21 protein-coding genes are annotated in these 26,070 nt (G+C 72.2%); 14 read left to right on the forward strand and 7 right to left on the reverse strand.

What is annotated here, in order from left to right:
• Positions 1–262: 262 nt before the first annotated feature.
• Positions 263–2,668: a glycosyltransferase gene (locus LPC08_RS01585; protein ID WP_230450985.1), complete on the forward strand. Its 2,406-nt coding sequence runs from the start codon at positions 263–265 to the stop codon at positions 2,666–2,668.
• A 486-nt stretch (positions 2,669–3,154) separates the two neighbouring features.
• Here the strand turns inward: LPC08_RS01585 and LPC08_RS01590 are convergent, their stop codons facing one another.
• Positions 3,155–4,150, reverse strand: a complete 996-nt coding sequence (locus tag LPC08_RS01590) for a glycosyltransferase family 2 protein (RefSeq protein WP_230450986.1) — start codon at positions 4,148–4,150, stop codon at positions 3,155–3,157.
• A 234-nt stretch (positions 4,151–4,384) separates the two neighbouring features.
• On the opposite strand from LPC08_RS01590, the gene LPC08_RS01595 reads away from it, so the two are divergent.
• Both LPC08_RS01595 and LPC08_RS01600 read left to right on the forward strand, forming a co-directional pair.
• The gene (locus tag LPC08_RS01595) at positions 4,385–5,359 is read left to right on the forward strand and encodes a Bug family tripartite tricarboxylate transporter substrate binding protein (protein WP_230450987.1); all 975 of its coding nucleotides are present in this window, start codon (positions 4,385–4,387) and stop codon (positions 5,357–5,359) included.
• 16 nt (positions 5,360–5,375) lie between these two features.
• The gene (locus tag LPC08_RS01600) at positions 5,376–6,635 is read left to right on the forward strand and encodes a CaiB/BaiF CoA transferase family protein (protein ID WP_230450988.1); all 1,260 of its coding nucleotides are present in this window, start codon (positions 5,376–5,378) and stop codon (positions 6,633–6,635) included.
• A gap of 496 nt (positions 6,636–7,131) precedes the next feature.
• On the opposite strand, the gene LPC08_RS01605 is transcribed toward LPC08_RS01600, so the two are convergent.
• The 3 genes from LPC08_RS01605 to LPC08_RS01615 form a co-directional block, all read right to left on the reverse strand.
• Positions 7,132–7,890 carry a hypothetical protein gene (locus tag LPC08_RS01605; protein WP_230450989.1) on the reverse strand — a complete coding sequence of 253 codons (759 nt, stop codon included), beginning with the start codon at positions 7,888–7,890 and terminating at the stop codon, positions 7,132–7,134.
• A gap of 151 nt (positions 7,891–8,041) precedes the next feature.
• The gene (locus LPC08_RS01610) at positions 8,042–9,658 is read right to left on the reverse strand and encodes a DHA2 family efflux MFS transporter permease subunit (protein ID WP_230450990.1); all 1,617 of its coding nucleotides are present in this window, start codon (positions 9,656–9,658) and stop codon (positions 8,042–8,044) included.
• Between the two features lie 11 nt (positions 9,659–9,669).
• On the reverse strand, positions 9,670–10,827 hold the full coding sequence (locus tag LPC08_RS01615) for an HlyD family secretion protein (protein WP_230450991.1): 1,158 nt from the start codon (positions 10,825–10,827) through the stop codon (positions 9,670–9,672).
• A 132-nt stretch (positions 10,828–10,959) separates the two neighbouring features.
• On the opposite strand from LPC08_RS01615, the gene LPC08_RS01620 reads away from it, so the two are divergent.
• From LPC08_RS01620 to LPC08_RS01630, 3 genes are all read left to right on the forward strand, one after another.
• Positions 10,960–11,631, forward strand: coding sequence for a TetR/AcrR family transcriptional regulator (locus LPC08_RS01620; RefSeq protein WP_230450992.1), 672 nt, complete (start codon positions 10,960–10,962; stop codon positions 11,629–11,631).
• A gap of 401 nt (positions 11,632–12,032) precedes the next feature.
• On the forward strand, positions 12,033–13,163 hold the full coding sequence (locus LPC08_RS01625; protein WP_230450993.1) for a type III PLP-dependent enzyme: 1,131 nt from the start codon (positions 12,033–12,035) through the stop codon (positions 13,161–13,163).
• Positions 13,164–13,316: 153 nt separating this feature from the next.
• Positions 13,317–13,781: an Lrp/AsnC family transcriptional regulator gene (locus LPC08_RS01630; RefSeq protein WP_230450994.1), complete on the forward strand. Its 465-nt coding sequence runs from the start codon at positions 13,317–13,319 to the stop codon at positions 13,779–13,781.
• 69 nt (positions 13,782–13,850) lie between these two features.
• On the opposite strand, the gene LPC08_RS01635 is transcribed toward LPC08_RS01630, so the two are convergent.
• Positions 13,851–15,464 (reverse strand): ABC transporter substrate-binding protein, encoded by a 1,614-nt coding sequence (locus LPC08_RS01635; protein ID WP_230450995.1) that lies wholly within the window; start codon positions 15,462–15,464, stop codon positions 13,851–13,853.
• A gap of 114 nt (positions 15,465–15,578) precedes the next feature.
• Here LPC08_RS01635 and LPC08_RS01640 point away from each other — a divergent pair, with 114 nt between their 5' ends.
• Genes LPC08_RS01640 through LPC08_RS26055 form a run of 6 tightly spaced genes read left to right on the forward strand, consistent with a single transcriptional unit; the run spans position 15,579 to position 21,313 of the window.
• The gene (locus LPC08_RS01640) at positions 15,579–17,174 is read left to right on the forward strand and encodes an ABC transporter substrate-binding protein (RefSeq protein WP_230450996.1); all 1,596 of its coding nucleotides are present in this window, start codon (positions 15,579–15,581) and stop codon (positions 17,172–17,174) included.
• 4 nt (positions 17,175–17,178) lie between these two features.
• Positions 17,179–18,150, forward strand: coding sequence for an ABC transporter permease (locus LPC08_RS01645; RefSeq protein WP_230450997.1), 972 nt, complete (start codon positions 17,179–17,181; stop codon positions 18,148–18,150).
• A 1-nt stretch (position 18,151) separates the two neighbouring features.
• On the forward strand, positions 18,152–19,096 hold the full coding sequence (locus tag LPC08_RS01650) for an ABC transporter permease (RefSeq protein ID WP_230450998.1): 945 nt from the start codon (positions 18,152–18,154) through the stop codon (positions 19,094–19,096).
• On the forward strand, positions 19,093–20,148 hold the full coding sequence (locus LPC08_RS01655; protein ID WP_230450999.1) for an ABC transporter ATP-binding protein: 1,056 nt from the start codon (positions 19,093–19,095) through the stop codon (positions 20,146–20,148). Before LPC08_RS01650 ends, LPC08_RS01655 begins: the two co-directional genes overlap by 4 nt.
• Positions 20,145–21,191: an ABC transporter ATP-binding protein gene (locus tag LPC08_RS01660; RefSeq protein ID WP_230451000.1), complete on the forward strand. Its 1,047-nt coding sequence runs from the start codon at positions 20,145–20,147 to the stop codon at positions 21,189–21,191. The genes LPC08_RS01655 and LPC08_RS01660 overlap by 4 nt, the downstream gene beginning before the upstream one ends.
• Positions 21,188–21,313 (forward strand): hypothetical protein, encoded by a 126-nt coding sequence (locus tag LPC08_RS26055; protein ID WP_255702295.1) that lies wholly within the window; start codon positions 21,188–21,190, stop codon positions 21,311–21,313. Before LPC08_RS01660 ends, LPC08_RS26055 begins: the two co-directional genes overlap by 4 nt.
• A gap of 367 nt (positions 21,314–21,680) precedes the next feature.
• Here LPC08_RS26055 and LPC08_RS01665 read toward each other — a convergent pair whose 3' ends face one another.
• Positions 21,681–22,607 (reverse strand): TraB/GumN family protein, encoded by a 927-nt coding sequence (locus LPC08_RS01665; protein WP_230451001.1) that lies wholly within the window; start codon positions 22,605–22,607, stop codon positions 21,681–21,683.
• Between the two features lie 301 nt (positions 22,608–22,908).
• Here LPC08_RS01665 and LPC08_RS01670 point away from each other — a divergent pair, with 301 nt between their 5' ends.
• Positions 22,909–24,510 (forward strand): 2-isopropylmalate synthase, encoded by a 1,602-nt coding sequence (locus tag LPC08_RS01670; protein WP_230451002.1) that lies wholly within the window; start codon positions 22,909–22,911, stop codon positions 24,508–24,510.
• Between the two features lie 94 nt (positions 24,511–24,604).
• Here LPC08_RS01670 and LPC08_RS01675 read toward each other — a convergent pair whose 3' ends face one another.
• Complete coding sequence (locus LPC08_RS01675; RefSeq protein ID WP_230451003.1) at positions 24,605–24,844, reverse strand: YMGG-like glycine zipper-containing protein; 240 nt, start codon at positions 24,842–24,844, stop codon at positions 24,605–24,607.
• 173 nt (positions 24,845–25,017) lie between these two features.
• Here LPC08_RS01675 and LPC08_RS01680 point away from each other — a divergent pair, with 173 nt between their 5' ends.
• Entirely contained in the window at positions 25,018–26,061 is a 1,044-nt protein-coding gene (locus LPC08_RS01680) for a rod shape-determining protein (protein WP_230451004.1), read from the forward strand.
• The last annotated feature ends 9 nt before the right edge of the window (positions 26,062–26,070 follow it).

Raw genomic sequence — 26,070 nt, forward strand, 5'->3', positions numbered from 1 at the left:
TGAATCGCCGTTCCTCGTGTCGCCGGGCCGGGAGAAGGACCGGGGCCGGACCATCGCCCGGCTGAGGGGGTGGGGGGCCAAGCGCCGCCAGGCCACGGCCGCGGCGTCGCCGGCGCCCGACGAGACGGCCTGACGGAGCGCCCGCATGTTGCTGTCCCGGGTTCTCCGCCGGATCTGCCACGGCCGCGGATCGCCAGCCCTTCCGCCCGCGCCGCCCGTCCCCGAGCCGGTGCCGGAAGCGGAGGTGCCGGAGCCTGCGCCGATGCCCGACCCCCATGCGGCCATCAACGCCAGCGGCCTGTTCGACGTGGAGTACTACCGCGCGGTCTATCCCGACATCGACGCGAACCAGCTGGACCCGCTGGAGCACTACCTGTCCCATGGCCATCTGGAGGGCCGCCGACCCAACCCCTCCTTCGATCCGCTGGCCTACCTTGCCGCCAATCCGGACGTCGCCGCCGCGGGCTTCGAGCCGCTGACGCACTACGTCCTCTGCGGCATGGCGGAGGACCGGAGGCTGGCGCCCCCGCAGAACGGGCGTTCGGCCACGACGAATGCCGTGATGCGGGAGGTGGTGCAGGGGCGCGCCTTCTTCCGGCGCTTCGGCCTCTCCGGGCGCCGCGGCGTGCCGCCGGGGGAGGGGGCCGGGGCGGCCGTCGATGACCTGATCGCCCGCAGCCCGGCGATCCCGCTGGACCGGCTGGAGCCGGAGGTGTCGATCATCATCCCCGTCCACGGCCGGCTCCCCTCCGTGCTGAACTGCCTGGACAGCCTGGCCGGCCACCGCTCGCGGCACCCGGCGGAGATCATCGTCGTCGACGGCACCCCGCCGGCGGAGATGCGGACGGAAAGCCTCGGCACGATCCCCTGGATCCGCTACCTCCGCCAGGACAGGCATGGCGGGTTCGGCGAAGCCTGCAACGGCGGGGCGGCCGTCGCCCGGGGCCGCATCCTCGTCTTCCTGCACAGCGACACCCGCGTCGCCGATGGCTGGCTGGACGAGCTGATCGGCAGCTTCCGCCTCTTCCGCCGCGCCGGGCTGGTCGGGTCGAAGCTGCTGAACGAGGGCCTGACCCTGCAGGAGGCGGGAGGCATCCTCTGGCGCAACGGCGACGCCCAGCCATACGGGCAGGGCCAGGATCCGGACAATCCGAAGTATTCCTTCGCACGCCGGGCCGACTACTGCTCCGGCGCGGCCATCGCCGTCCCGGCGGAGGCCTGGCGGCGCGTGGGCGGGTTCGACGGCACCTTCGCCCCAGCCCGGCGCGAGGATGCCGACCTGGCCTTCCGGCTGCAGGAGGCGGGATACGAGGTGTGGATGCAGCCCCTGGCCGCCGTGCTGCACTACGGGGGCCAACCGCATGGGCGCGACGCCCCGGCGGATGGCGAGGCCCGGCAGGCGGCGGAGATGGAGCGCTTCGCCGGGCGCTGGAAGCCTGTCCTCGCGACCCATGGGCCGAGCGGCGGCAATCCGGATACCGAGGCCGGGCGGTACGCGCAGGAGCGGCTGCTGGCGCTGGACGCGATCACGCCGACGCCGGACCGTGACGCCGGCTCCGTGGTGATGGTCGGCATGCTGCGTGTCCTGCAGAGCCTCGGCTACCAGGTCGCCTTCGTGCCGCAGCACAACTACCTCCCCGACCCGGACTACACGGCCGCGCTCCAGCGCGAGGGGATCGAGTGCATCCACAGCCCCTTCGCCCGCAACATCGACGAGGCGCTCGCCTTCCACGGGGCCTTCGACATCGTCTTCGCCTTCCGCTTCAACGTGCTCGAGCAGGTCTACGGCACGTTGCGGCGGGAGCTGCCCCAGGCCCGCATCCTCTTCAACAACGTCGACCTGCACTACCTCCGGCAGGAGCGCGAGGCCCGGCTGCGGCGGCGGCGCAGCGGCCGCGCCGCCGCCATGATGACGAAGATCGCCGAGCTGGAGCTGATCGCCCAGGTGGACTGCACGATCGTCCATACCCCGGTGGAGACGGCCATCATCAAGCAGGAGGTGGCCGTCGACAACATCGTCGAGATCCCCTGGATCACGGAGCTGAGCCCCACGCGCTCCGGCCGCGCGGACCGGCACGACATCATGTTCCTGGGCGGCTTCGCGCACGTGCCGAACGTCGACGCGGTGGAGTACCTCGTCGGCGAGATCTGGCCGCTGCTGCTGCCGCAGCTGCCGCCGGAGGCGCGGCTGGTCATCGTGGGGGCCGGGGCGCCGCCGTCCATCCAGGCGATGGCCGGCGAACGCATCGTGGTGGTCGGCTATGCCGACGAGCTGGAGCCGTATTTCGACGCCACGCGCGTCTTCGTCGCGCCCCTGCGCTACGGGGCGGGCATCAAGGGCAAGGTCATCGAGACCCTGCGGCGCGGCACGCCCTCCGTCATCACCTCCATCGCCGCGGAGGGGATGGGGCTGACCAGCGGGCGGGAGACCCTCATCGCCGACGAGGCCGGGGATTTCGCCCGGCAGGTCGCGCGACTCTACAAGGATGCGGCCCTCTGGGACGCCTTGCAGCAGGAGGGCTACGATTTCGTGACGCGGAACTTCTCCTGGGAGCGCTGCGTCGAGCTGATCAACCAGGCACTGGATGTCGCCGACGAGACATGGATCGCCCGGCATGAGCGCGCCCTGAAGCGGCGGCTGGCCGCGCTCTGCGATCCCGAGGGCTGATACGCTTGGCGTGATGCGCTGACGTCTGCCGGACTGGTGCCCGTGGCCCGGGGGCAAGGCGCTGCCTCGCCCCCGTACCCCCACTCCGCCAGGACCCTGCGGGCCCTGGACCCGAAGGGCGCTGCCGCGCGGATGACTGTGACGGGGTCAATGCGCCGAGGAGCATGGCTCCTCGGCGGGACCGGCCGCCGCCCTCGCTGACGCCTTCTGAGCTTCTTCGGAGTCCCGTCTGTCCGCGTTCCGTCAGGGTTCAGCCCGGAGGCTACCGGCAGCCGCGCAGCACCAGACTCCCAGCGGGGACCGGGGCCCGCTTGTGGCCCCGGCGGAGGGGGGTGCGGGGGGAGGCGGAGCCTCCACCCGGTCCGACGCCGGAGCACCGGGCGCGACAGCCGGGCGTGACCACCGGCCGTATGATCCGACCCGGCCGGCGTGGCCTGGCGGAAGCCGGGGGAGGCGGCGGGGCATTCCGGCCCCCACGGACGGGCATCAGCCCTGGCCGGCCGGCACGCCCGGCACGGCGAGGTAGGCCAGCCGCTTCATCTCCTTTCGTCCCCGCGCCACGGAGTCGAGGATCAGGCCGCAGGTGAAGGACAGGAAGGCCAGCAGCATCACCGAGGCGGAGAGCACGGCGCTGGGCAGTCGCGGCACCAGGCCGCTGCGCAGGAACTCCAGCACCACGGGGATACCGATGGCCAGCGCGAGAAGCATCAGCCCCCCGCCCATGGCGAAGAAGAACTGCAGCGGCCGTTCCTCCTTCACCAGCACCATGATGGTCCGCAGGATGCGCAGCCCGTCCGCATAGGTCCGCAGCTTGGAGGCGGAGCCCGCGGGGCGGTCGCGATAGGCGGTCGGCACCTCGCCCACGGCCATGCGCAGCTCCAGCGCATGCACGGTGAACTCCGTCTCCGTCTCGAAGCCGGCGGCCAGGGCGGGGAAGGACTTCACGAAGCGGCGGGAGAAGACGCGGTAGCCGGAGAGCATGTCGCTGACGCGGTTGCCGAAGATGTGCGCGACGATCCCGGTCAGCAGCGCGTTGCCGAGGCGGTGGCCCGGGCGGTAGGCGGCCTGGATCTCGGTGACGCGCACGCCATTGACCATGTCCAGCTGCTCCTCCTGCAGCAGCGCGACCATGCGCGGCGCATCCGCCGCGTCGTAGGTGTCGTCGCCATCCACCAGCACGTAGATGTCCGCCTCCACGTCGGCGAACATGCGGCGGATGACGTGGCCCTTGCCCTGCAGCGCCTCGCGCCGGACGATGGCCCCCGCGGCCCGCGCCGCCTCCGCCGTGCCGTCGCGCGAGTTGTTGTCGTAGACGTGCAGGGATGCCTGCGGCAGGGCGCGGCGGAAATCCGCGACGACCTTCGGGATGGCCACGACCTCGTTGTAGCAGGGGATCAGCACCGCGACGCGCGGCGCGGCGCGGGGGGCCTGGGAGCCATCCGCCCCGGAGGCGCGCGCACCGGCCGTGCCGGGTGTGGTCATGTTCTGCACGGGACGGGCCGCAATCGGAAATCGGGGACGCGGATTGCCCCATAACGGATGCCCGCCCCGCGGGCCAGAGCGGGGATGGGGGCCGGCGCCGGGCTTGGCGGGCGTGAGGGTCTGCCCGGGCGCCGGGCCATGCCGCGCCCGGCATGGCCCCCGCCGCCGCCTTGCGCCATCCTGGCGCCAAGCCGCCGGCCGCAAGGTCCGGCAACCCGCCCGGGAGACCCGTCCATGTCCCTCCGCCGCCGGCCGCTGGCCGCCCTGCTGCCGGCCCTCCTCGCCCCTGCGCCCCTCCGGCGCGCCGCGGCGCAGGGGGCCGGCCCCGTCACCCTGATCGTGCCCACCGCCCCGGCCGGTACCACGGACTTCGCGGCCCGGCTGCTGGCCGAGCCCCTGTCCCAGCGCCTGGGCCAGCCGGTGGTGGTGGAGAACCGCGCCGGGGCCAACGGGGCGCTCGGCACCGGGCATGTGGCGCGGGCGAAGCCGGACGGGCTGACCCTGCTGGTGCAGTATTCCGGCTACCATGTCGGCTCGCCGGCGGTGGTGCCGAACCTGGGCTACGACGTGAAGCGCGACTTCGCCCCGGTCGGGCTGCTGATGGACAGCCCGCAGGTCCTCTTCGCCAACCCGCGCGTGCCGGCGCGGACGCTGGCCGAGCTGATCGCCTATGCCAAGGCCCATCCGGGCAAGCTGAACTACGCCTCCTCCGGCAACGGCTCGATGCAGCACCTGGGGACGGAGCTGCTGAAGCAGCGCGCGGGGATCGACCTCGTCCACGTCCCCTATCGCGGCACCGGGCCGGTGACCCAGGACCTGCTCGCCGGCCGGGTGGAGCTGTTCATGACCACCCCGCCGCCGCTGATGCCCTTCGTGCGCGATGGCTCGCTGCGGGCGCTGGCCATCACCTCCGACACGCGCCATCCCGCCTTGCCGGAGGTGCCGACGCTGGCGGAATCCGGGCTGCCGGACCTGACCATCATCGCCTGGTTCGCCGTCTTCGCCCCCGCCGGCACCCCGGGGCCGGTGCTGGAGCGGCTGGGCGGGGCGGTGCGCGCCGTGGTCGCGACGCCGGAGTTCAAGCGCAAGGCGGAGGAGCAGGGCGCGCTGGTGCGCGACATGGAGCCGGCCGAGCTGTCGCGCCGCGTGGAGCGGGAGCTGGACGAGTGGACGCGCGTGGTGCGCGCGGCGGATATCCGGGCGGAGTAGCCCAGGCGGAGTAGGCATGACAGACGGGACGGACGCGGCGGGATCGGTGGGGCCCCTGGAGGGGCTGCGGGTGCTGGAGCTGGGGCATTTCATCGCCGCCCCCTTCGCCACCCGGCTGCTGGCCGATCTGGGCGCCGAGGTGATCAAGGTGGAGCCGCCCGGGGGCGACCCGGTGCGGCAATGGGGGGCCAAGGTGCAGGGGCACGCGCCATGGTGGAGCGTGCATGGCCGCAACAAGCGCAGCCTCGCCCTGGACCTGAAGCGGCCCGAGGCGAAGGCCGTCGTGCTGGACCTCGTGCGCCATTGCGACGCGGTGGTGGAGAACTTCCGCCCCGGCCACCTGACGAAGCTGGGGCTGGGGCCGGAGGCGCTGCGCGCGGTGCGGCCGGACCTCGTGGTGGCGCATGTCTCCGGCTATGGCCAGGACGGGCCGTATCGCGACCGCGCCGCCTTCGGGGTGATCGGCGAGGCGATCGGCGGCATCCGCCACCTGACGGACCACGCCCCCGGCACATCGGACCTGCCGCCGGTGCGGGTGGGGGTCAGCCTGGGGGATTCGGTCGCCGGGATCTACGCGGCGCTGGGCGTGGTCGCCGCGCTGTGGCGGCGCGAGCGGACCGCCGCGGCAGGGCAGGGCGCGAAGGGCGCCAGCATCGACGTGGCGCTGACGGAGTCGGTGCTGAGCCTGCTGGAGGGCAGCCTGCCGGAATACGGCACGCTGGGCACGGTACGGCAGCCGGCGGGCGGCGCCATCGCCACCGCCGCGCCGTCCAACGCCTATCGCTCGCGCGACGGCATCTGGGTGCTGATCGCGGCGAACTCCGACCCGCTGTTCCGCCGTCTGGCCGCCGCCATGGGACAGCCGGAGCTGGCGGAGGACCCGCGCTTCCTCGGCAACCAGTCGCGCGTCGCCAACGCCCGCGTGCTGGACGCGATCATCGGGGAATGGACGGCCGGGCACGATGCCGCGGCGCTGGAGGCGGTGCTGCTGGCGGCCGACATCCCCTCGACCCGCTCCTACACCACCGCCGATATCGCCGCCGACCCGCAGTTCCGCCATCGCGGCATGGTGGTGGAGGTGGAGGACCCGCTGATCGGCCGGACCCTGCACCCCGGCGTGGTGCCGCGCGTGGATGGCGGCCCCGCCCCGGTGCGCTGGACCGGGCGGGAAATCGGCGCCGATGCGGAGGCCGTGCTGGGCGGGCTGCTGGGCTACCCGCCGGAACGGATCGCCGACCTGCGGCGCCGCGGTGCCCTCGGCCGACCGGAAGGCTGATCCGGCCGGCGGAATGACCCGTCGTTCTGCGGGTTCCGGCGGTGGACCGGGAGGGGACGCCGTCCCCTCCCAGACCCTCCCCTGCCGGGGCCACAAGCGGGCCCCGGACCCCGCTGCGAGTTGGCTCTACGCGGCTGCCGTCAGCCTGCGGGCTGAACCCTGACAGAGCGCGGACAGGCGGGACTCTGAAAAAGCATCACAGGCGTCAGCGAGGGCGGCGGCCGGTCCCGCCGAGGAGCATGGCTCCTCGGCGCTGTGACCCCGTATCAGGTTGTCCCGCGGCAGCGCCGATCGGGTCCAGGGCCCGCAGGGTCCTGGCGGAGTGGGGGTATCGGGGGCGAGGCGGAGCCTTGCCCCCGGGGAACGGGCGCCACGCCGGCACGGACCAGGGCATCGCGCCATCCGTATGAAGCGCGGACTCCGGTGGGGGCCCCGTGGCACGGCGCGCCCCGCCGCATCGTCCGGGTGCCCCGTCAGGGGGCGCGGTCCGCGCGGATCAGCCCGCCCGGTCCCAGGCGATGGGCCGGGGCTGCGGCACCGCCGGCCCCGGCGGGGTGGCGGGAGTTCTGGCATCGGCGATGGTCTTGGCCATCGCGGCGGCGAAGTCCAGCTGGGCGCGGTTCATGCGCTCCTCCACCGGCTCGCGGAAGCGTGTGGAGACCAGGATGCCGACGACGTGCCCGGCGATCGCGGCGTAGCACTTCCGGTTCATCAGCCGGATCTGCTGCGGGAAGGAGGATTGCTGCCGCTGCCGGCGTTCCACGGCCAGGCAGGCGAGGCCGGGGCCCTGGTCGATCTCCACCGTCTGGCGCTGCGGCTGGCCCGTCCAGGTGCCGGGGCCCAGGGAGTTGGCGCCGGTGCGGATGTCGACCTCCATGGCCAGGCGCAGCGTGGCTTCCACCTGCTCCCACGGCTCCATGTTCGGCGCGGGGCTCCAGATCTGCACCGTGGCGCCGCCGATGGGCCCATCGTAATGGGCCGTCAGCAGGTTGGGGTTGGTCGGCGGCGGCAGGTCCGGCGGGTTCACCCGGCGCATCTGCCCCAGCTCGGCCGGCAGGCGCTGCTCGAAGGCCAGGAGCGCCGGCGCGCGCTGGGCCGGCGTGCGGTCGGCTCCGGGGCGGTCGCCCGGGGGCGGGGCCTGCTGGGGCCGGGATGGCGCGTCCTGCGCCAGGACGGTGCCCGGCAGCAGCGCGGCGAGCAGGAGAAGGGCCGGCAGGTGCCGGCGGGATGGGGAGGGCAGGGGGGGCTTCCTCATGACGGCCATGCCTCGCTTGGGGACGGGCGGGCCCGCCCGCAAGGGGGCGAGGCGGTCCGCCGGCCCCGGTCCGCGACGGCCGCCGGGCTGTTCCATGCCGATGGGCCCATGCCGGCGGCTCCATGCCGGCAGGCCCATGCCGACGGGGCGCTCAGTGCGCCCCGCCGCCACCGCCGGGCTTCGGGCGCCGCAGCAGCAGCACCAGCGGGGCCGCCAGCAGGAACAGGGCCGCCATCAGCACCAGCACGTCGTTGTAGGCCAGCACCAGCCCCTCGCGCATCACCAGGTTGGACAGGCGCTTCAGCGCGGCGGCATGGGCCGCCGCCGTGTCCATGTGGGCGGCCATGCCCTGGGCCACCTTGTCCAGCCACTGCACGGCGGCGTCGTTGCCCCAGCCGGCGGCCTCGGCCAGGTGCTGGCGGTGGAAGGCGCCGCGGTCGATCACCAGCGTGTTGATGAAGGCGAGGCCGAAGGCGCCGCCGAGGTTGCGCATCAGGTTGTACAGCCCGGCGGCGTTCTTCACGCGCTGCGGCGGCAGGGTGCCCAGCGCCACCTGGTTGACCGGCACCATCACCATCATCGTCCCGACGCCGCGCAGGGCCAGCGGGAACCAGAGGGTCGGCAGGGCGGAATCCGCCGTGAGCCGCGCGGTCAGCCAGAGCGAGACCGCCATGATCCCCATGCCGGCGGCCAGGATGACCCGGATGTCGAAGGCCCGGACCAGGCGCCCGATGATGGGGGAGGCGAAGAACATGGCGAGCCCGGTGACGAACATGGTCTCGCCGATCTGCATGGCGTTGTAGCCGCGGATCCGGCCCAGGAAGAGCGGGATCAGGTAGACGGCGCCATAGAGCGCGATGCCGACCAGGAAGGCGAAGAGGCTGCCGATGGCGAAGTTGCGGTCGGTATAGGCGCGCAGGTCGACGATCGGCTCCGGCCGGGTCAGGGCGCGGTGGAAGAACAGCGCCCCCGCCACCACGGCGATGGCGGCGCAGGCGGCGACGGTGGGGTCGTCCAGCCAGTCCCAGCGCGGCCCCTCCTCCAGCGCGTATTCCAGGCAGCCGAGGAAGGCCGCCATGGCGATCAGCCCCCACCAGTCGAAATGGGCAAGCAGCCGGCGGTCGCCGCGGTCGATGTCGATGGTGCGCCAGACGGAGAAGGCGACCAGCGCGCCCACCGGCACGTTGATCAGGAACAGCCAGTGCCAGGACAGCGCGTCCGTCAGCATCCCGCCCAGGGTCGGGCCGACCGTGGGGGCGAGCGTCGCGGTCAGGCCGATCAGCACGCTGGCCTGGGTGCGCCGGTTGCCGGGGAAGAGCAGGAAGGTGGTGGCGAAGACGGTCGGGATCATCGCGCCGCCGACGAAGCCCTGCACCGCGCGCAGCATCGCCATCACCGGCAGGGAGGTAGCGAAGGCGCAGGCCAGCGAGGCGATGGTGAAGCCCACGGCCGAGGCGGTGAACAGCACCCGGGTGGAGAGCAGGCGGGAAAGGAAGCCCGAGAGCGGGATCATCACGATCTCCGCGATCAGGTAGGAGGTCTGGACCCAGGAGGCCTCGTCCGGGCTCGCCGAGAGCCCGGCCTGGATTTCCGCCATGCTGGCCGAGACGATCTGGATGTCCAGGATCGCCATGAACATGCCCAGCACCATGCTCATGAAGCCGAGCCACTGGCGGGTGGTCAGGCCCTGGTTGGCCATGCCCTGATGGGCGGGGGCCTGCGGCGCGGCGGCACGGGGGGCCGGGGCGGTGCCCGCGCTGGCGGACATGGCGGAAGGCCCTAGCGCGCCAGGTGCAGGCTGGCCGCGGCGGCGGCCAGGACGCCGCGCGGGGCATGCGGGTCGGCGCGCGTGTCCACCTCCGCCTCGACCGACAGGCCCGGGCGCAACAGGGCGGTGTCCTGCCCCGGTGCGATGGCGATGCGCACCGGGACGCGCTGCACGACCTTGGTGAAGTTGCCCGTGGCGTTCTCCGGCGGCAGCAGGCTGAACTGGGAGCCGGTGGCCGGGGCCAGGCTGGCCACCACCCCGTGCAGCTCCGTGCCCACGTCCAGGGAGAGCGTCACGGGCATGCCGGGGCGCATGCGCTTCACCTGGGTCTCCTTGAAGTTGGCGACCACGTATTGCCGCGACGGCGGCGGGGCGACGGCGATCAGCGACTGCCCCACCCCGACATGCTGGCCGAGCTGGGCGGCGCGGTTGCCCACCATCCCGTCGAAGGGCGCGCGGATGACCGCATGGGCGAGGTTGCTCTCGGCCAGGTCCAGCCCGGCCCGGGCGGCATCGCGGCGCGCCTCGGCGGAGCGGCCCTGCGCCTCCAGCACCGGCAGGGCGGCGCGGGCGGCGGCGAGGTTGGCCTGGGCGGCGCTCACCGCGGCCTCCGCCTTGCGGCGGTCGGCGACGGCCTGGTCCCCCGCCTCGCGGCTGGTGTAGCCGCTGCGCACCAGCGAGCCGGCGCGGTCGGCATTGGCGACGGCGCGGACCCGCTCCGCCTCCGCCTGGGCGACCTGCGCGTCCGCGGCGGCGATCTGCGCCCGCTGCTGCTCGAGCTGGGCCTGGACGGTGGCGATGGCGGCCTCCGCCTGGGCGAGGTCGGCGGCGGCCGAATCGCGCCGGGCCCGCCAGTCGCGGTCGTCGATCCGGATCAGCGCCTGGCCGGCGGTGACCGCCTGGTTGTCCTCCACCAGGATCTGCGCGACCTCGCCGTCGATGCGGGAGGACAGGACGGCGATGTCCGCCTGCACGTAGGCGTTGTCCGTGCTCTGCTGGAAACGGCCGACCTGCCACCACCAGTTCCCGCCCAGGGCGGCCCCGGACAGGACGAGCACGGCCAGGACGGGCCGCACGCGACGCCAGACGCGGCGCTTCGCGCTCTCCGCGGGGGGCGTGGCGGTGGCCTGGTCGGCCGTCTCGGGGCGGCTGGGGGTCTGTGCGTTCATGGCTGGACTGAACCGTTCAGTGCGGCGGCGAGATAGGGTCGCGGACTGCCCCCGTCAACGACAAACTGAACCGTTCAGTTCAGTGCCGTTTCCGTCTTGTTTGCGTGAGGTGACGCCGCCAGATTGCCGCCCATGTCCGCCGCCCTGCTGCCCCTGACCGACCCGGAGCCCACCGCGCCGAGCGAGGCCGCCGAGACGTCGCCCAAGCGCCGTGCCATCCTCGATGCGGCGGGCAAGCTCTTCATGGACCAGGGCTACGCGGCGGTGTCGATGGATGCGGTGGCGCGGGCCGCCGGCGTGTCCAAGGCCACGCTCTACGCGCATTTCGCCGGCAAGGATGCGCTGTTCGGAGCCATCGTCGGCGAGCGCTGCGTCGCCATGGCCGAGCAGACCAACGCCCTGGTCGACCCCGCCCTGCCGATCCGCCAGGCGTTGTGCGAGGTCGGGCGCTCCTGGCTGGGCTTCATCCTGCGCCCCGCCTCCATGGCCATCCACCGGGTGGTGATGGCGGAGGGCGGGCGCTTTCCCGACCTCGCCCGCGCCTTCCACGAGGCGGGGCCGAAGCGCGGCCGCGTCTGGCTCGCCGGCTGGATGGCCCTGGCCCAGCAGCGTGGCGAGCTGCTGGCGGAGGCCGATCCGAAGGCCATGGCCGGCCAGTTCGGCGCCCTGCTGCGTGGCGAGCTCTACCTGGACGTGGCGCTGGGCTTCCCGCCGGACGAGATGGAGGCGGCGATCGAGGCGGCCGTGCTGGCGGCCGTGGACCTGTTCCTGCGCGCCTACGGCACCCCGGCCGCGGCGGGCTGAGCGGTCCGGGCGCGCCGCCCCGCCCTGCGGAGGAGAGGGGCCGGGTGATCCCCGACCCCCGCATGGCAGCCCACCCGCGCCGGAATACTCCCGGCCAAATCCGACTTCGGCCGGTGAAAAAGCCGCTTCCAGGGGTGGGTCATCCCGGAGGTTTCCGGGCATTCGCGAGGGTGGCGAAAAAAATCCCGGGCAGGGGGCAGAAAGCCCTTGTCCCGGCCGGGACGGGACGCTATCTGCACCGCCAAGACGCAGTACGCACGTGCCTCTGGCCCTGGGTGGTTAGGCAACGACGTCAAGCGTTCTGGCAACCTCTGGTCGCTGGTTCGTTCGACCGTTCGTCAACACTGACAGGGCCGTCCCCTCCAAAGGGATGCCTTGTCGCATCTTCGGAGGGTGGCACCATGACCCCCAAGATCGCCCGTTTCCTTCGCGAGGCCGAGCCGGCCACCCCCTGCCTGGTCCTGGACGTGGACCGGGTCGAGGAGAACTACCGGCGCCTGTCGGCCGCGCTGCCGCTCGCCCGCATCTACTACGCCGTGAAGGCCAATCCCGCCGCGCCGATCCTGGAGCGGCTGGTCGGGCTCGACTCCGCCTTCGACGCCGCCTCGCTGGAGGAGGTGGAGATGTGCCTCGCCGCCGGTGCGCGCGCGGAGTCCATCTCCTTCGGCAACACCGTGAAGAAGGAGAGCGCCATCAGGGCCGCCTTCGGCCACGGCGTGCGGATGTTCGCCTTCGACTCCGAGGGGGAGCTGCGGAAGCTCGCCCGCTCGGCGCCGGGCGCGCGCGTCTACTGCCGCATCCTGGTGGGCAATGACGGCGCCGAATGGCCGCTCAGCCGCAAGTTCGGCTGCGAGGTCGAGATGGCGGCGAAGCTGATGGTGCAGGCGGGCGAGCTGGGCCTCGACCCCTACGGCATCTCCTTCCACGTCGGCAGCCAGCAGACCCGCACCGCGGCCTACGAGGCGGCGATCGCCAAGGTCGGCATGCTGTTCACCGACCTCCAGGAGGCGGGGGTGAAGCTGCGCATGGTCAACCTGGGCGGCGGCTACCCCGTGCGCTACCGCTCCGAGGTGCCGCAGATCGACGAGATCGGCGACGCCATCATGGGCGCCATGGCGCGGGCCTTCGGCAACGCGCTGCCGGAGATGGTGATCGAGCCGGGCCGCTTCATCGTGGGCGATGCCGGCGTCGTCTCCTCCGAGGTGGTGCTGGTCTCCCGCAAGGGCGAGGAGGATCCGGTGCGCTGGGTCTACCTCGACATCGGCCGCTTCGGCGGGCTGGCGGAGACCGAGGGCGAGTCGATCAAGTACGCCTTCCGCACGCCGCATGACGGCGAGGCGGAGGGTCCGGTGACCATCGCGGGCCCCACCTGCGACAGCACCGACACGCTGTACGAGAAGTCCAACTACCGCCTGCCGCTGGCGCTGGACTCGGGCGACCGGATCGAGCTGCTGGCGACGGGGGCCTATGTGACCACCTACGCCAGCCAGCGCTTCAACGGCTTCGCCCCGCTGGCCGAGCATTACGTCTAAGGCAGGACGCCGGGGACAGCCCCCCGGCGGCCTTCCGGAACGGCCCGGCGCGGACCCCGCGCCGGGCCGTTCGCTTTCGTGGGTCCGTCGCCGCGCGCCGCGGGCGCATCGTGACGGTTTCCGGATCGGCCGGTCCCGCCCTACTCTCCGCCCATGGACGAGATCGACCGCAACATCCTGATCGCCCTCCAGCAGGACGGGGCGGCGGGGCTGGCGGACCTGGCGAAGGTGGCGGGGCTCTCCGTCTCGGCGACGGCGGAGCGGGTGAAGCGGCTGGAGGAGCGCGGCACCATCCGCGGCTGGCGCGCGGACCTGGACCCGGCCGCCATCGGCTGCCCCCTGCTGGCCTTCGTCTTCGTGCAGCTTCGCCCCGGCCGCGACGACGCCGCCTTCCGCAAGGCGATGAACCGCATGGAGCCCGTGCTGGAGTGCCACGCCGTCACCGGCCCCTGGTCCTGCCTGCTCAAGCTGCGCCTGCCGGACCTCGCCACGCTGGAACGCTTCGTCGCCGCCGAGGTGCGCGGCCAGCCGGGGGTGGAACGGACGGAAACCATCCTGGCCATCGCCTCGGCCAAGGAGACCTCGATCCTGCCGGTGGCCGAGGCGGACGAGGAATAGTCGGCCCCGGGCCTGGGGGCCCGGGGCAGGGTCCGGGAGGGAAGCGGCTTCCCTCCCGGTGGCGCCGCGCTAGCTGTTGCCCGGCTTCAGGTCCATCGCCCGGGTCCGCTCGTCGGCGCGCGGCTCGTGCTGCAGCCCGCCGCGCACCGCCCAGGTGTTGGTGAGCTGGTGCAGCGGGATGATCGCCACGTCGTCCATGGCCATCTTCACCGCCTGGCGCAACAGCGCCTCGCGCGCGCCGTCGTCCAGCGTCGCGGTGGCGCGCTCGGTCAGGGCGTCGAGCTGCGGGTTGGAATAGCGGCCGGTGTTGTTGGGGCCGGTGCGCTTCGCGGCATCGAAGGTGTTGAGGATGCCCACCAGCGCGTAGGAGGCCTCGCCGGTGGGCGAGCCCCAGCCGAGCAGCCGCATCCCGAACTCCTGCCGCGCGCTGCGGACGGAGAAGGCGCTCCAGGGCAGCGCCTCCACCTGGGTCTGCACGCCGACGCGCGTCCACATCTGCGCCACCGCCTGGGCGGTGCGGGCATCGTTGGGATAGCGGTCGTTGGGCGTGTGCAGCGTCATGCGGAAGCCGTTGGGGAAGCCCGCCTCGGCCAGCAGCGCCTTGGCGCGGTTCGGGTCATAGGCCGGCGGCTGCACGTCGGGGTTGTAGGAATAGGTCCCCGGCGGCAGCCACTGCCCGTTCGGCGTGGCCGTACCCTCCATGACGCGCTGGGTGATGGCCTGGCGGTCGATGGCGATGTTGAGCGCCTGGCGCACCCGCAGGTCGTTGAACGGGTTCTGCGCCAGCGGCTTGCCGTCGTTGTCGGTGACGAAGATCGGGTCCGCCGTGCGGGAGCGGTCCGGCGCCATGTAGATCAGCCGCAGCCCCTGGATGGAGGAGAGCCGCACCCGCTGGTCGCCGCGCAGCCGCGCGAGGTCGGAGGAGGGGACGGTGTCGATGATGTCCACGTCGCCCGAGAGGATGGCCGCGGTGCGGGCGGGGGGCGAGGAGATGATGCGGAAGTCCACCCGCTCCCAGGACGGCCTGCCCTCCCAGTAGGCGTCGTTGCGCGTCATCTGCACGCGCGTGCCGGGGGAGTAGCTGCCGAAGCGGTAGGGGCCGGTGCCGACCACCGCCTTGCCGCTGTTGTAGTCCTCCGTGCTGGCGCCGGTGCCCGCATGGCGCGAGATGACGTAGACGGAGGTGAAGTCCGTCGGCAGCAGCGGGTAGGGCCCCGGGGTGTGGAAGCGGATCGTCAGCGGGTCGACGATCTCCACCTTCTGGATGGCGCGGACGAAGGAGCCGAAGCCGCCGGGGCTGTTGGGCACGTCCGGCGCGCGCTGGATGGTGAAGGCCACGTCCTCGGCGGTGAAGTCACGCCCGTCGTGCCACTTCACGCCGGGCCGCAGCTTGAACTCCCAGACCGTGTCCGAGATCGGGCGCCAGGATTCCGCGAGCTGCGGCACCATCTGGGTGCGGCCGGTGAATTCCACGAGCTTGTCGAAGAAATGCGCCGCCACGCTGTGGTTCGGCGAGGCGTTGTAGAAATGCGGGTCGAGCGAGGTGACCGAGCCGCCGATGGCGATGGTGACCGTCTGCGCCGTGGCGGGTGTTGCCGCCAGCGGGACGGCCAGGGCGGCGCCGCCCAGCAGCCGCAGGGCCAGCCCCGCTCGGTGGGTTGGTTTGGCTTGAGTAACAGTCATGGCTCCCGGCTCCCTTTTGCCTTGCATTGGCCCGAAAGCTAGCGATTCGGCATGCCGGCTGCTAGAAGACGGACGTCGAAAGACCGCAGAAGCGGCTGTAAGGGGCTCCGGACCATGCATCTCTCCCGTGCCATCGCGGCTGCGCTGGCCGCTTTTTCGGCATTTGCCATTCCCGGGGGCAGCCCGGCGGTGGCGCAGACGCTGAATCTGGCCGTCGGCGCACCCGTCACCTCGCTGGACCCGCACTACCACGCGCTCTCGCCCAACTACGCCGTGGCGGACATGCTGTTCGACAGCCTGACCACCTTCGACGCCAAGGCGCGCCTGCAGCCGCGGCTGGCGGAGAGCTGGCGGCCGATCTCGGAGAGCGTGTGGGAGTTCAAGCTCCGCCCCAACGTCACCTTCCACGACGGCACGCCCTTCACCGCCGAGGACGTGGCCTTCACCATCGAGCGTGTGCCCACCGTCCCGAACAGCCCCTCCTCCTACGGGATCTACACGCGCGCGGTGAAGCGGGTGGAGATCGTCGATCCGCTGACGGTCCGCCTGCACACGGACGGCCCCTATCCGCTGCTGGCCACCGACCTCGCCCAGGTCCAGATGCTGAGCGCGAAGATCCACCGCGGCGCGGCGACCGAGGACTTCAACAGCGGCAAGGTCGCGATCGGCACCGGCCCCTTCCGCATGATCTCGCACCGCAACGGCGACCGCATCGAATACGCCCGCAACGACAGCTACTTCGGCGACAGGCCCGCCTGGGAGCGGGTGAACTACCGCATGATCACCAACGACGCCGGGCGCACCGCGGCGCTGCTGGCGGGCGACGTGGACTTCATCGACCAGGTGCCGACCAGCGACATCGCCAAGCTGCGCCGCGAGAACCGGGTGACGTTGAGCGAGGCGGACGGGCTGCGGCTGATCTTCCTCGCACTCGACCATTCGCGCGACGGCGCCACGCCATTCGTCACGGACAACGACGGCAAGCCGATCGCCCGCAACCCCCTGCGCGACCTGCGGGTGCGGCAGGCGCTGAACCTCGCCGTCGACCGGCCGGCCATCGCCGAGCGGGTGATGGAGGGCGCCGCCTCGCCCACCGCGCAGTTCCTCTCCATCGGCTCCTACAGCAGCCTGCCCGACATGCCGGCGCTGCGGCCCGACGCGAACCGGGCTAAGGCGCTGCTGGCCGAGGCGGGCTTCCCCAATGGCTTCCGCATCACCCTGCACGGCCCCAACGACCGTTACATGAACGACGCCCGGATCATCCAGGCGATCGGGCAGATGTGGACCCGCGCGGGGGTCCGCACCCAGGTGGAGGGCCAGCCCTGGGCTGCCTACGTCGCCCGCGCCGGGCGACAGGAGTTCAGCGCCTTCCTGCTGGGCTGGGGCATCTCCTCGGGCGAGGCGACCTCGCCGCTGCGCGCCCTGATCGCCACCTATTCCACCGAGCGCGGCTGGGGCGGCTCCAACCGCGGCCGCTACGCCAACCCGGCGGTGGACGCGAAGCTGGGCGAGGCGCTGCGCACGCTCGACGACGCCCAGCGCGAGCGCATCCTCCAGGAGGCGAGCCGCCTCGCGCTGGAGGACGTGGCGATCATCCCGATCCACATCCAGAAGAACATCTGGGCGATGCGCCGCGGCCTGGCCCACGAGGCACGGGCGGACGAGCTGACCCGCGCCCAGGACGTCCGCCCGGCGGCGGCCGGGGGCTGAGCGCGTGGCCGTCTACCTGCTGCGCCGCCTGATCCAGGCGGCGCTGGTCATGCTGGCCATGTCCGTGATCGTCTTCATCGGCGTCTATGCCATCGGCGACCCGGTGGAGATCCTGATCTCCCCGGACGCCGACCAGGCGGAGCGCGAGCGCGCCATCCGGGCGCTCGGCCTCGACCTGCCGCTGTGGCAGCAATACGCTTACTTCCTCGGCAACGCGCTGCGCGGCGACCTCGGCCGCAGCTTCGTCTTCAACGAACCGGCGCTCCAGCTCATCCTGCAGCGCATGCCCGCGACGCTGGAGCTGGCGCTCGGCGCGACCTTCCTGGCGCTGCTGGTCGGCATCCCGCTCGGCCTCTATGCCGGGCTGAAGCCGAACGGGAAGCTCAGCCAGGCGATCATGGCGGGCTCCATCCTGGGCTTCTCGCTGCCGACCTTCTGGGTCGGGCTGATGCTGATCATGGTCTTCGCCGTGCAGCTCGGCTGGCTGCCCTCCACCGGGCGGGGCGAGACGGCCAGCATCCTGGGGATGCGCTGGTCCTTCCTCACCCGCGACGGGCTGGCCCACCTCGCCATGCCGGCGCTGAACCTCGCGCTGTTCAAGATCAGCCTCGTCATCCGCCTGACCCGCGCGGGCGTGCGCGAGACGATGCTGATGGACTTCGTGAAGTTCGCCCGCGCCAAGGGCCTCACGCCCCAGCGCGTCATCGGCGTGCACGTCTTCAAGAACATCCTGATCCCGGTCGTCACCGTGGTCGGGCTGGAGCTGGGCTCGACCATCGCCTTCTCCGTGGTGACGGAGAGCGTCTTCGCCTGGCCGGGCATGGGCAAGCTGATCATCGACAGCATCAACGTGCTCGACCGGCCGGTGATCGTCGCCTACCTGATGATCATCGTCTTCATGTTCATCATCATCAACCTGACGGTCGACCTGCTCTACTCGGTGCTCGATCCCCGCGTCCGGCTGGAGGGCAAGTGAGATGAGCGTCACCACCGCCGGCGGGGCACCCGTCCCCGCCGCCCAGGGGGCCCCGAAGAAGGCGCCGAAGGTCGAGACGCCGCTGCGCCGCTTCGTCGCCGACTTCGCCGCCAGCAAGCTGGCGATGTTCGGGCTCGTGGTCTTCGTGATCATCGCCCTGCTCGCCATCTTCGCGCCCCTGATCGCGCCGCAGAACCCCTACGACCTCGCCCAGCTCGACATCATGGACGGCCGGCTGGAGCCGGGCTCGCAGAGCGGCGACGGCAGCATGACCTACTGGCTGGGGACGGACGACCAGGGGCGCGACATGCTCTCCGGCATCCTCTACGGGCTGCGAATCTCGCTCATCGTGGGCGCCGGCTCGGCCATCGTCGCCGCCCTGGTCGGCGCCTCGCTCGGCATGCTCGCCGCCTATGCCGGGGGCAGGACCGACACGGTCATCATGCGGCTCGTCGACCTCCAGCTCTCCTTCCCCGCGATCCTGGCGGCGCTGATGATCCTGGCCTTCCTCGGCAAGGGCATCATGAACGTCGTCATCGCCCTCGTCGTGGTGGAATGGGCCTACTACGCCCGCACCGTGCGCGGCACCGCGCTGGTGGAGCGGCGGCGGGAATACATCGAGGCGGCGCAGTGCCTCGCCCTGCCGACGCACCGCATCATCTTCCGCCACCTGCTGCCCAACTGCCTGCCGCCGCTGATCGTGGTCGGCACCATGCAGGTGGCGCGCGCTATCGCGCTGGAGGCGACGCTCTCCTTCCTCGGCCTGGGCGTGCCGATCACGGAGCCCTCGCTGGGGCTGCTGATCTCCAACGGCTACGAGTACATGCTCTCGGGCAAGTACTGGATCTCCTTCTACCCGGGCATCGCCCTGCTGATCACCATCGTCTCCATCAACCTGGTGGGCGACCAGCTCCGCGACGTGCTGAACCCGAGGCTCCAGAAATGAGCGCGACGATGACGGCACCCGCCATGGCCGCCACCGCCGCGGCGCCGACGCTGGAGGTGCGCAACCTCCGGACCCACTTCTTCACCCGCGCGGGCGTGGTGAAGGCGGTGGACGACGTCTCCTTCACCGTGAAGCGCGGCCACGTCATGGGCCTCGTCGGCGAATCCGGCTCCGGCAAGTCGGTCACCGGCTTCTCCGTGATGCGGCTGGTGGACGCGCCGGGGCGCATCGTGGGCGGCTCGATCCTGTTCCAGGGCCGCGACCTCGCGAAGCTGTCCGAGGAGGAGATGCGCCAGCTCCGGGGCTCGAAGATCGCGATGATCTTCCAGGACCCGATGATGACGCTGAACCCCGTGCTGCGCATCGACACCCAGATGATCGAGACGGTGCAGGCGCACGAGAAGGTCTCGCGCGAGGCGGCGCGGCAGCGCGCCCGCGACACGCTGGGCATGGTGGGCATCCCCAGCCCGGACGAGCGGCTGCTGGCCTATCCGCACCAGTTCTCGGGCGGCATGCGCCAGCGCGTGGCGATCGCCATCGCCCTGCTGCACCGGCCGGAGCTGATCGTGGCGGACGAGCCCACCACGGCGCTCGACGTCACCATCCAGGGCCAGATCCTGGCCGAGGTGCAGAAGCTGGCGGCCACCACCGGCACCTCGCTGATCTGGATCACCCACGACCTCTCCGTGGTCGCCGGCCTCGCCGACGAGATCGCGGTGATGTACGCCGGCCGCATCGTGGAGCAGGGGGAGGTCGGCCCCGTGCTCGATCTGCCGCTGCATCCCTACACGGTCGGGCTGCTCGGCTCCGTGCCCAGCCGCAACAAGCGCGGCGAGCCGCTGCGCCAGATCCCGGGCATGACGCCCTCCCTGCTGTCGCTGCCGCCCGGCTGCCCCTTCCAGGCGCGCTGCCCGCGGGCGCGGGCGGAGTGCCAAGAGGACCCGCCGATGGAGGAGAAGCGCCCCGGCCAGTGGGCGCGCTGCTTCTTCCCGCACCTGGAAGCGCCGGATTTCAGCCGTCCCCAATCCGGCCAGGCGGAGTATGCCGCATGAGCGCCACGCTCGAACGCCCTGTCCCGTCCCCGGCGCGCCAGGGCACGCCGATGGTGGAGCTGCGCGGGGTGTCGCGCCGCTTCGCCAAGACGCTCGACTTCGCGGGCAGGATCGCGAAGAAGCTCGGCGCCCCGGTGCGCGAGGAGGTGGTGCACGCGGTCGACAAGGTGGACCTCACCGTCCGCAAGGGCGAGGTGGTCGGGCTGGTCGGCGAATCCGGCTGCGGCAAGTCCACGCTGGGCCGCATGGTGGCGGGCATCCTGCCGCAGAGCGAGGGCGACATCCTGTGGAAGGGGCAGGACCGCGCCAGCCTCTCCGGCCGGGAAGCCCGCGCCGCCAAGCTCCAGGCGCAGATGATCTTCCAGGACCCGATGTCCTCGCTGAACCCGCGCCTGCGGGTCGCGGACATCGTGGGCGAGGCGCCGCTGGTGCATGGCCTCGCGAAGCGCGGCGAGCTGGACGGCTATGTGGACGAGCAGATGCGGCGCGCCGGGCTCGACCCCTCCTTCAAGCGGCGCTACCCGCACCAGTTCTCGGGCGGGCAGCGGCAGCGCATCGGCATCGCCCGCGCGCTGGCGGTGCAGCCGGAATTCCTGGTCTGTGACGAATCCGTGGCCGCGCTGGACGTCTCCATCCAGGCGCAGGTGCTGAACCTGTTCATGCGGCTGCGGCAGGAGCTGGACCTCACCTACCTCTTCATCAGCCACGACCTGGGCGTGGTGGAGCACCTCTCCGACCGGGTGGTGATCATGTATCTCGGCCGGGTGGTGGAATCCGCCCCCTCCGAGGAGGTCTTCGCCCGCCCGAACCACCCCTACACCCAGTCGCTGCTGGGCGCCGTGCCGCGCATCGAGGCGCGCAAGAAGGCCTTCGTGACGGTGCAGGGCGAGATTCCCTCGCCGCTGAACCCGCCTTCGGGCTGCCACTTCAACCCGCGCTGCCCGCACGCCTTCGACCGCTGCCGGGTCGAGGTGCCGGCGCTGAAGGAGATCGCGCCGGGGCACATGTCGCGCTGCCACCTGAACGACGGCCCGCGCGCGTGAGGGTGGCGCTGGTCATCGCCGCCCTCCTCTTCGCGGCCTGCGCGGAGCGGGGGCGGGATGGCGGGCTGACGCCGCAGGTGGGCGGCTATGTCGGCGGGAATGTCGGGGTGAACCTGCGCTGAATGACCCGGGGGGAAGGCGCTGCCATCGACGCAGTGCGTCGATCCCCGATACCCCCCATCCGCCAGGACCCGCTGATCCCCTTTGGAGGCCCTGGACCCAGGGGGCACTGCCGCGCGGCTGTCTGCGCCGGGGTCGCGTCGCCAGAGGTCGATGACCTCCGGCGGGATCGGCCGCCTCGTTTGCTGACAGCGTCTTTCGAGTCTTCTTCAGGCCCCGCCTGGCCACGCGTTCCGTGCTATCAGCCCCCAGGCCACCCCTTCGCCACGCAGCGCCAAACGCCTGCCGGGGTCCGGGGGCCGGCTCGCCCCCGGCGGAGGGGGTATCGGGGCGAGGCGGAGCCTCCCCCGGGCCACGGGCGCCCCCGCCTCACCCCACCCCGCGGAACCGCACCGTCTCCACCCCGAACCCGTCTGACCGCAGCCGCTCGGCCACGCCATCCGGCCCGGGCAGGTGGGCCGCGCCCAGCACGGCGACGACCTTTCCCGCGCGCGCCCGCTCGGCCAGCCGCGGTGCGATCCGGGCATTGCGGGCGACGATGACCTCCGCGTCGAACATCGCCTGGCCTTCGGGCGAGGGGGTGACGGCGGCGGCGGTGAGCTGGCGCAGCACGTCGAGGTCGCCCGCCTCGTAGGCCCGCTGCGACGCCTGCTCGATCGCCGCCTGCCGCGCGGGGTCCAGGATCGCGGCCTGGAGGCCGGCGAGCCACAGGGCGTCGGGCAGGGCGAGGAGGGCGCCGAACGCCTCCTCCACCGTCTCCAGCGCGGAGACGGGGATGCCCAGCGCCTGGGCCGAGCCCATCAGCCAGGCTTCGGGCGAGGCGGGCTGGCGTTGCGGCGGGGCGGGGCAGGGCTGCATGGCGAGGGAGGCGAGCTGGAAGGCCCGCATCCGCGCGGCGCCGGGGAGGGGATCGCGGACCGGCGGATGCGCCCCGTCGAGGCAGAGAAGCTGCGTCCGCAGCCGGCGCAGCCCGGCCGGGCCGAGCAGGGCGGGCAGGTCCAGGAACTCCCCGGGCGGCAGGGTGAGCCATTCGCGCGGGATGCCCTCCGGCCCGGCATCCGTCTCGATCAGCACGCGCCGCGCCCCGCCGAGCAGCGACTCCGTGGACAGCCGCAGCAGCCTCGGATCGGGCGCATGGGAGGAGGGGAACAGCAGGCTGGGCGTCCCGCGGCCGCCCGGCGGCGTCAGGCGGAAGACCAACACCCCGGCGCGGACGTCGAGGCCGTCCGGCGCGGCGGCCCGGGCCAGCGGGACAGGCGAGGCGGCGAGGGCGAGCAGGGCGCGGCGCGGCAGCATCCGCCATGCTCTACAGCATGGGCACGGCGGGTCACGCCCCGTTCCGGAAACATCCGCCAGGAAGCGGTTGCGGCCGTCGGCCGGGGCTGCTACGAGGCCGACATGACCGCGCGCGGCACCCTCGCTGCTCTTCCGCAGGCCCATCCGGGCCTTGGCGGCGCGCGCCTCCTCCTTCGACTTATCGGCCCCTGGGCGTAGCCCCGGCGTCGCTGCCGGTCGCGTTCAGGGGACACTGAGCCCTTCCGCCCGCGCGCTGCCGCGCGGGCCCGTCACACGGCCAGATCAAGTCGGGACAAGACCCATGACCATCCAGCACCCTTCCTTCGGCACCCTGCCGGACGACCGCATCATCTTCTTCGACACCACCCTGCGGGACGGCGAGCAGTCGCCCGGCTTCTCCATGAACCTGGAGGAGAAGCTGCGCATGGCCGAGGCGCTGTCCGAGCTGGGCGTGGACGTGATCGAAGCGGGCTTCGCCATCGCCTCCCCGGGCGATTTCGACAGCGTGAAGTCGATCGCCCAGCGCTTTGCCAAGGACGGCCCGGTGGTGGCCAGCCTGAGCCGCGCGGCCCAGGCGGACATCCTGCGCTCGGCCGAGGCGACGAAGCCCGCGGCCCGGCCGCGCATCCACATCGTGCTGGCGACCTCCGACCTGCACATGCGCGTCAAGCTGCGCATGAGCCGGGAGGAGGTGCTGGAGGCGATCACGGCTTCCGTGACCCTGGCGCGCAACCACGCGGCGGACGTGGAGTGGAGCGCCGAGGACGGCAGCCGCTCCGACATCGACTTCCTCTGCCGCTGCGTCGAGACGGCGATCCAGGCCGGCGCGACCACGATCAACATCCCCGACACCGTCGGCTACTCCATGCCCGAGGACATCGCGGCGATCTTCCGGGCGCTGCGCGAGCGGGTGCCGGGGGCGGAGAAGGTGATCTTCTCGGCGCACAACCACAACGACCTGGGCATGGCGGTCGCCAACACCCTGGCCGCGGTGCAGGCGGGGGTGCGCCAGGTCGAGAGCACGATCAACGGCATCGGCGAGCGCGCCGGCAACGCCTCGCTGGAGGAGGTGGCGATGGCGCTGCGCACGCGGCGCGACGCGCTGCCCTTCCGCAACAACATCGTCACCACCAACCTGCTGAAGACCAGCCGCCTGCTGGCCACGATCACCGGCTTCGACGTGCAGCCGAACAAGGCGGTCGTCGGCCGCAACGCCTTCGCCCACGAATCCGGCATCCACCAGGACGGCGTGCTGAAGGACGCCTCCACCTACGAGATCATGACGCCGGAGAGCGTCGGCTGGACCACCAACTCGCTGGTGCTGGGCAAGCATTCCGGCCGCGCCGCCTTCCGCGACAAGCTGCGGGCGCTGGGCTATCCGGAGATCGGCGACAACCAGCTGAACGACGCCTTCCGCCGCTTCAAGGACCTCGCCGACCGCAAGAAGGTCGTCTACGACGAGGACGTGGCGGCGCTGGTCGACGACGAGGTGCTGCGCGGGCACGACCGGGTGAAGCTGATCGGCCTGACGGTCGCGACCGGCCTCAACACCCGCCCCATGGCGACGCTGAAGCTGGAGGTGGATGGCGAGGAGCGGGAGGGCATGGCGGTCGGCGACGGTGCCGTGGACGCCACCTTCAACGCCCTGCGCCAGGTCTTCCCGCACGAGGCGGCGCTGAAGCTCTACGCCGTCCAGTCCATCACCGGCGGCACCGACGCCCAGGCGCGCGTCACCGTGCGCATGGAGGAGGGCGGCAAGCTGGTGGACGGCCAGGGTTCCGACACGGACACGATCGTCGCCTCGGCCCGGGCCTATGTGCACGCGCTGAACAAGCTGCTGGTCAAGCGGGAGCGGACGGCCCCGGCGGAGTACGAATCCCCCTCCCACAGCAGCGCCGCCTGAGGCGCCCCCGCCCCGGCGAGGCGGCAGGGCCGCAGACATGGAAAGGGGCGCCCCGGGGACCGGGGCGCCCCTTTTCCCTTCCAGAGCCGGCGGCTCAGCGCCAGATGGGGCGGCCGAGGTTCACCGAATCCCCGCTGGTCAGCGCACCGCCGGCCGCGCCGGCCGCGCCGCCGATCAGGGCGCCCGTGCCGGCATTGCCGCTGAGCGAGCCCACCGCCGCGCCCGCGCCCGCGCCGAGCAGGCCGCCGGACACCGCACGGTCGCCGGTGCTGTAGCCGCAGGCGCCCAGTCCGAGGCCCGCGAGGGCCAGAAGTGCCAGGGAAGCCTTGCGCATGGTTTCTCTCCGTTCGGTCATCTGTCCTTGACGCCGCCGTCATGACGGCAGACCTTCCCCGAACGCAGCCCAGACCAGACGGTTTCCCGCCAGGGGAATCGGGGCTTGAGCATGGGCGGGCGGGGGGCTAGTCAGGCCCGCCTTCCTTCCTCCCGTACAAGGTCCTCCCCGGCATGTTCTCACGCCTGTTCGGCTTCCTGTCCGCCGACATGGCCATAGACCTCGGGACCGCGAACACCCTCGTCTATGTCAAGAGCCGCGGCATCGTCCTGAACGAGCCGTCCGTCGTCGCCATCGCCGATATCCGCGGCCGCAAGCAGGTCCTCGCCGTGGGCGAGGAGGCCAAGCACATGCTCGGCCGCACCCCGGGCAACATCGCCGCCATCCGCCCGCTGCGCGACGGGGTGATCGCCGACTTCGAGGTGGCGGAGGAGATGATCAAGCACTTCATCCGCAAGGTGCACAACCGGCGGTCCTTCGCCTCGCCGATGATCATCGTCTGCGTCCCCTCCGGCTCCACCGCCGTCGAGCGCCGCGCCATCCAGGAGAGCGCGGAATCCGCCGGCGCCCGCAAGGTGCTGCTGATCGAGGAGCCGATGGCGGCCGCGATCGGCGCCGGCCTGCCGGTGACCGAGCCCTCCGGCTCCATGATCGTCGATATCGGCGGCGGAACGACCGAGGTCGCCGTGATCTCGCTGGGCGGCATCGTCTACGCCCGTTCCGTCCGGGTCGGCGGCGACAAGATGGACGAGGCGGTGATCAGCTACATCCGCCGCCAGTTCAACCTGCTGATCGGCGAGAGCACGGCCGAGCGGATCAAGATGGAGATCGGCGCCGCCGCCGTCCCCGACGACGGGGAGGAGGGCCCGATCGCCGAGGTGAAGGGCCGCGACCTGATGAACGGCGTCCCGCGCGAGGTCTGGGTCAGCCAGCGCCAGATCGCCGAGAGCCTGAGCGAGCCGGTGACGGCCATCGTGGAGGCGGTGAAGGTGGCGCTGGAGAACACGCCGCCGGAGCTGGCCGCCGACATCGTGGACAAGGGTATCGTGCTCACCGGGGGCGGGGCGCTGCTCTACCGGCTCGACCAGGTGCTGCGGGATGCGACGGGACTGCCTGTCTCCGTGGCAGAGGAGGCCCTGTCATGCGTGGCGCTGGGCACCGGACGGGCCCTTGAGGAGATGAAGCGGCTTCGCCACGTCCTCTCCTCCATGTATTGAAGAGGCTGC

This window comes from Roseomonas sp. OT10, from assembly GCF_020991085.1.
In the GTDB taxonomy this organism is placed as follows: domain Bacteria; phylum Pseudomonadota; class Alphaproteobacteria; order Acetobacterales; family Acetobacteraceae; genus Roseomonas; species Roseomonas cutis.

Coding starts and splice junctions, on each gene's coding strand:
- LPC08_RS01585 (WP_230450985.1), top strand. CDS start 263: ATGCCCGACCCCCATGCGGCCATCAACGCCAGCGGCCTGTTCGACGTG.
- LPC08_RS01590 (WP_230450986.1), bottom strand. CDS start 4,150: ATGACCACACCCGGCACGGCCGGTGCGCGCGCCTCCGGGGCGGATGGC.
- LPC08_RS01595 (WP_230450987.1), top strand. CDS start 4,385: ATGTCCCTCCGCCGCCGGCCGCTGGCCGCCCTGCTGCCGGCCCTCCTC.
- LPC08_RS01600 (WP_230450988.1), top strand. CDS start 5,376: ATGACAGACGGGACGGACGCGGCGGGATCGGTGGGGCCCCTGGAGGGG.
- LPC08_RS01605 (WP_230450989.1), bottom strand. CDS start 7,890: ATGAGGAAGCCCCCCCTGCCCTCCCCATCCCGCCGGCACCTGCCGGCC.
- LPC08_RS01610 (WP_230450990.1), bottom strand. CDS start 9,658: ATGTCCGCCAGCGCGGGCACCGCCCCGGCCCCCCGTGCCGCCGCGCCG.
- LPC08_RS01615 (WP_230450991.1), bottom strand. CDS start 10,827: ATGAACGCACAGACCCCCAGCCGCCCCGAGACGGCCGACCAGGCCACC.
- LPC08_RS01620 (WP_230450992.1), top strand. CDS start 10,960: ATGTCCGCCGCCCTGCTGCCCCTGACCGACCCGGAGCCCACCGCGCCG.
- LPC08_RS01625 (WP_230450993.1), top strand. CDS start 12,033: ATGACCCCCAAGATCGCCCGTTTCCTTCGCGAGGCCGAGCCGGCCACC.
- LPC08_RS01630 (WP_230450994.1), top strand. CDS start 13,317: ATGGACGAGATCGACCGCAACATCCTGATCGCCCTCCAGCAGGACGGG.
- LPC08_RS01635 (WP_230450995.1), bottom strand. CDS start 15,464: ATGACTGTTACTCAAGCCAAACCAACCCACCGAGCGGGGCTGGCCCTG.
- LPC08_RS01640 (WP_230450996.1), top strand. CDS start 15,579: ATGCATCTCTCCCGTGCCATCGCGGCTGCGCTGGCCGCTTTTTCGGCA.
- LPC08_RS01650 (WP_230450998.1), top strand. CDS start 18,152: ATGAGCGTCACCACCGCCGGCGGGGCACCCGTCCCCGCCGCCCAGGGG.
- LPC08_RS01655 (WP_230450999.1), top strand. CDS start 19,093: ATGAGCGCGACGATGACGGCACCCGCCATGGCCGCCACCGCCGCGGCG.
- LPC08_RS01660 (WP_230451000.1), top strand. CDS start 20,145: ATGAGCGCCACGCTCGAACGCCCTGTCCCGTCCCCGGCGCGCCAGGGC.
- LPC08_RS01665 (WP_230451001.1), bottom strand. CDS start 22,607: ATGCTGCCGCGCCGCGCCCTGCTCGCCCTCGCCGCCTCGCCTGTCCCG.
- LPC08_RS01670 (WP_230451002.1), top strand. CDS start 22,909: ATGACCATCCAGCACCCTTCCTTCGGCACCCTGCCGGACGACCGCATC.
- LPC08_RS01675 (WP_230451003.1), bottom strand. CDS start 24,844: ATGCGCAAGGCTTCCCTGGCACTTCTGGCCCTCGCGGGCCTCGGACTG.
- LPC08_RS01680 (WP_230451004.1), top strand. CDS start 25,018: ATGTTCTCACGCCTGTTCGGCTTCCTGTCCGCCGACATGGCCATAGAC.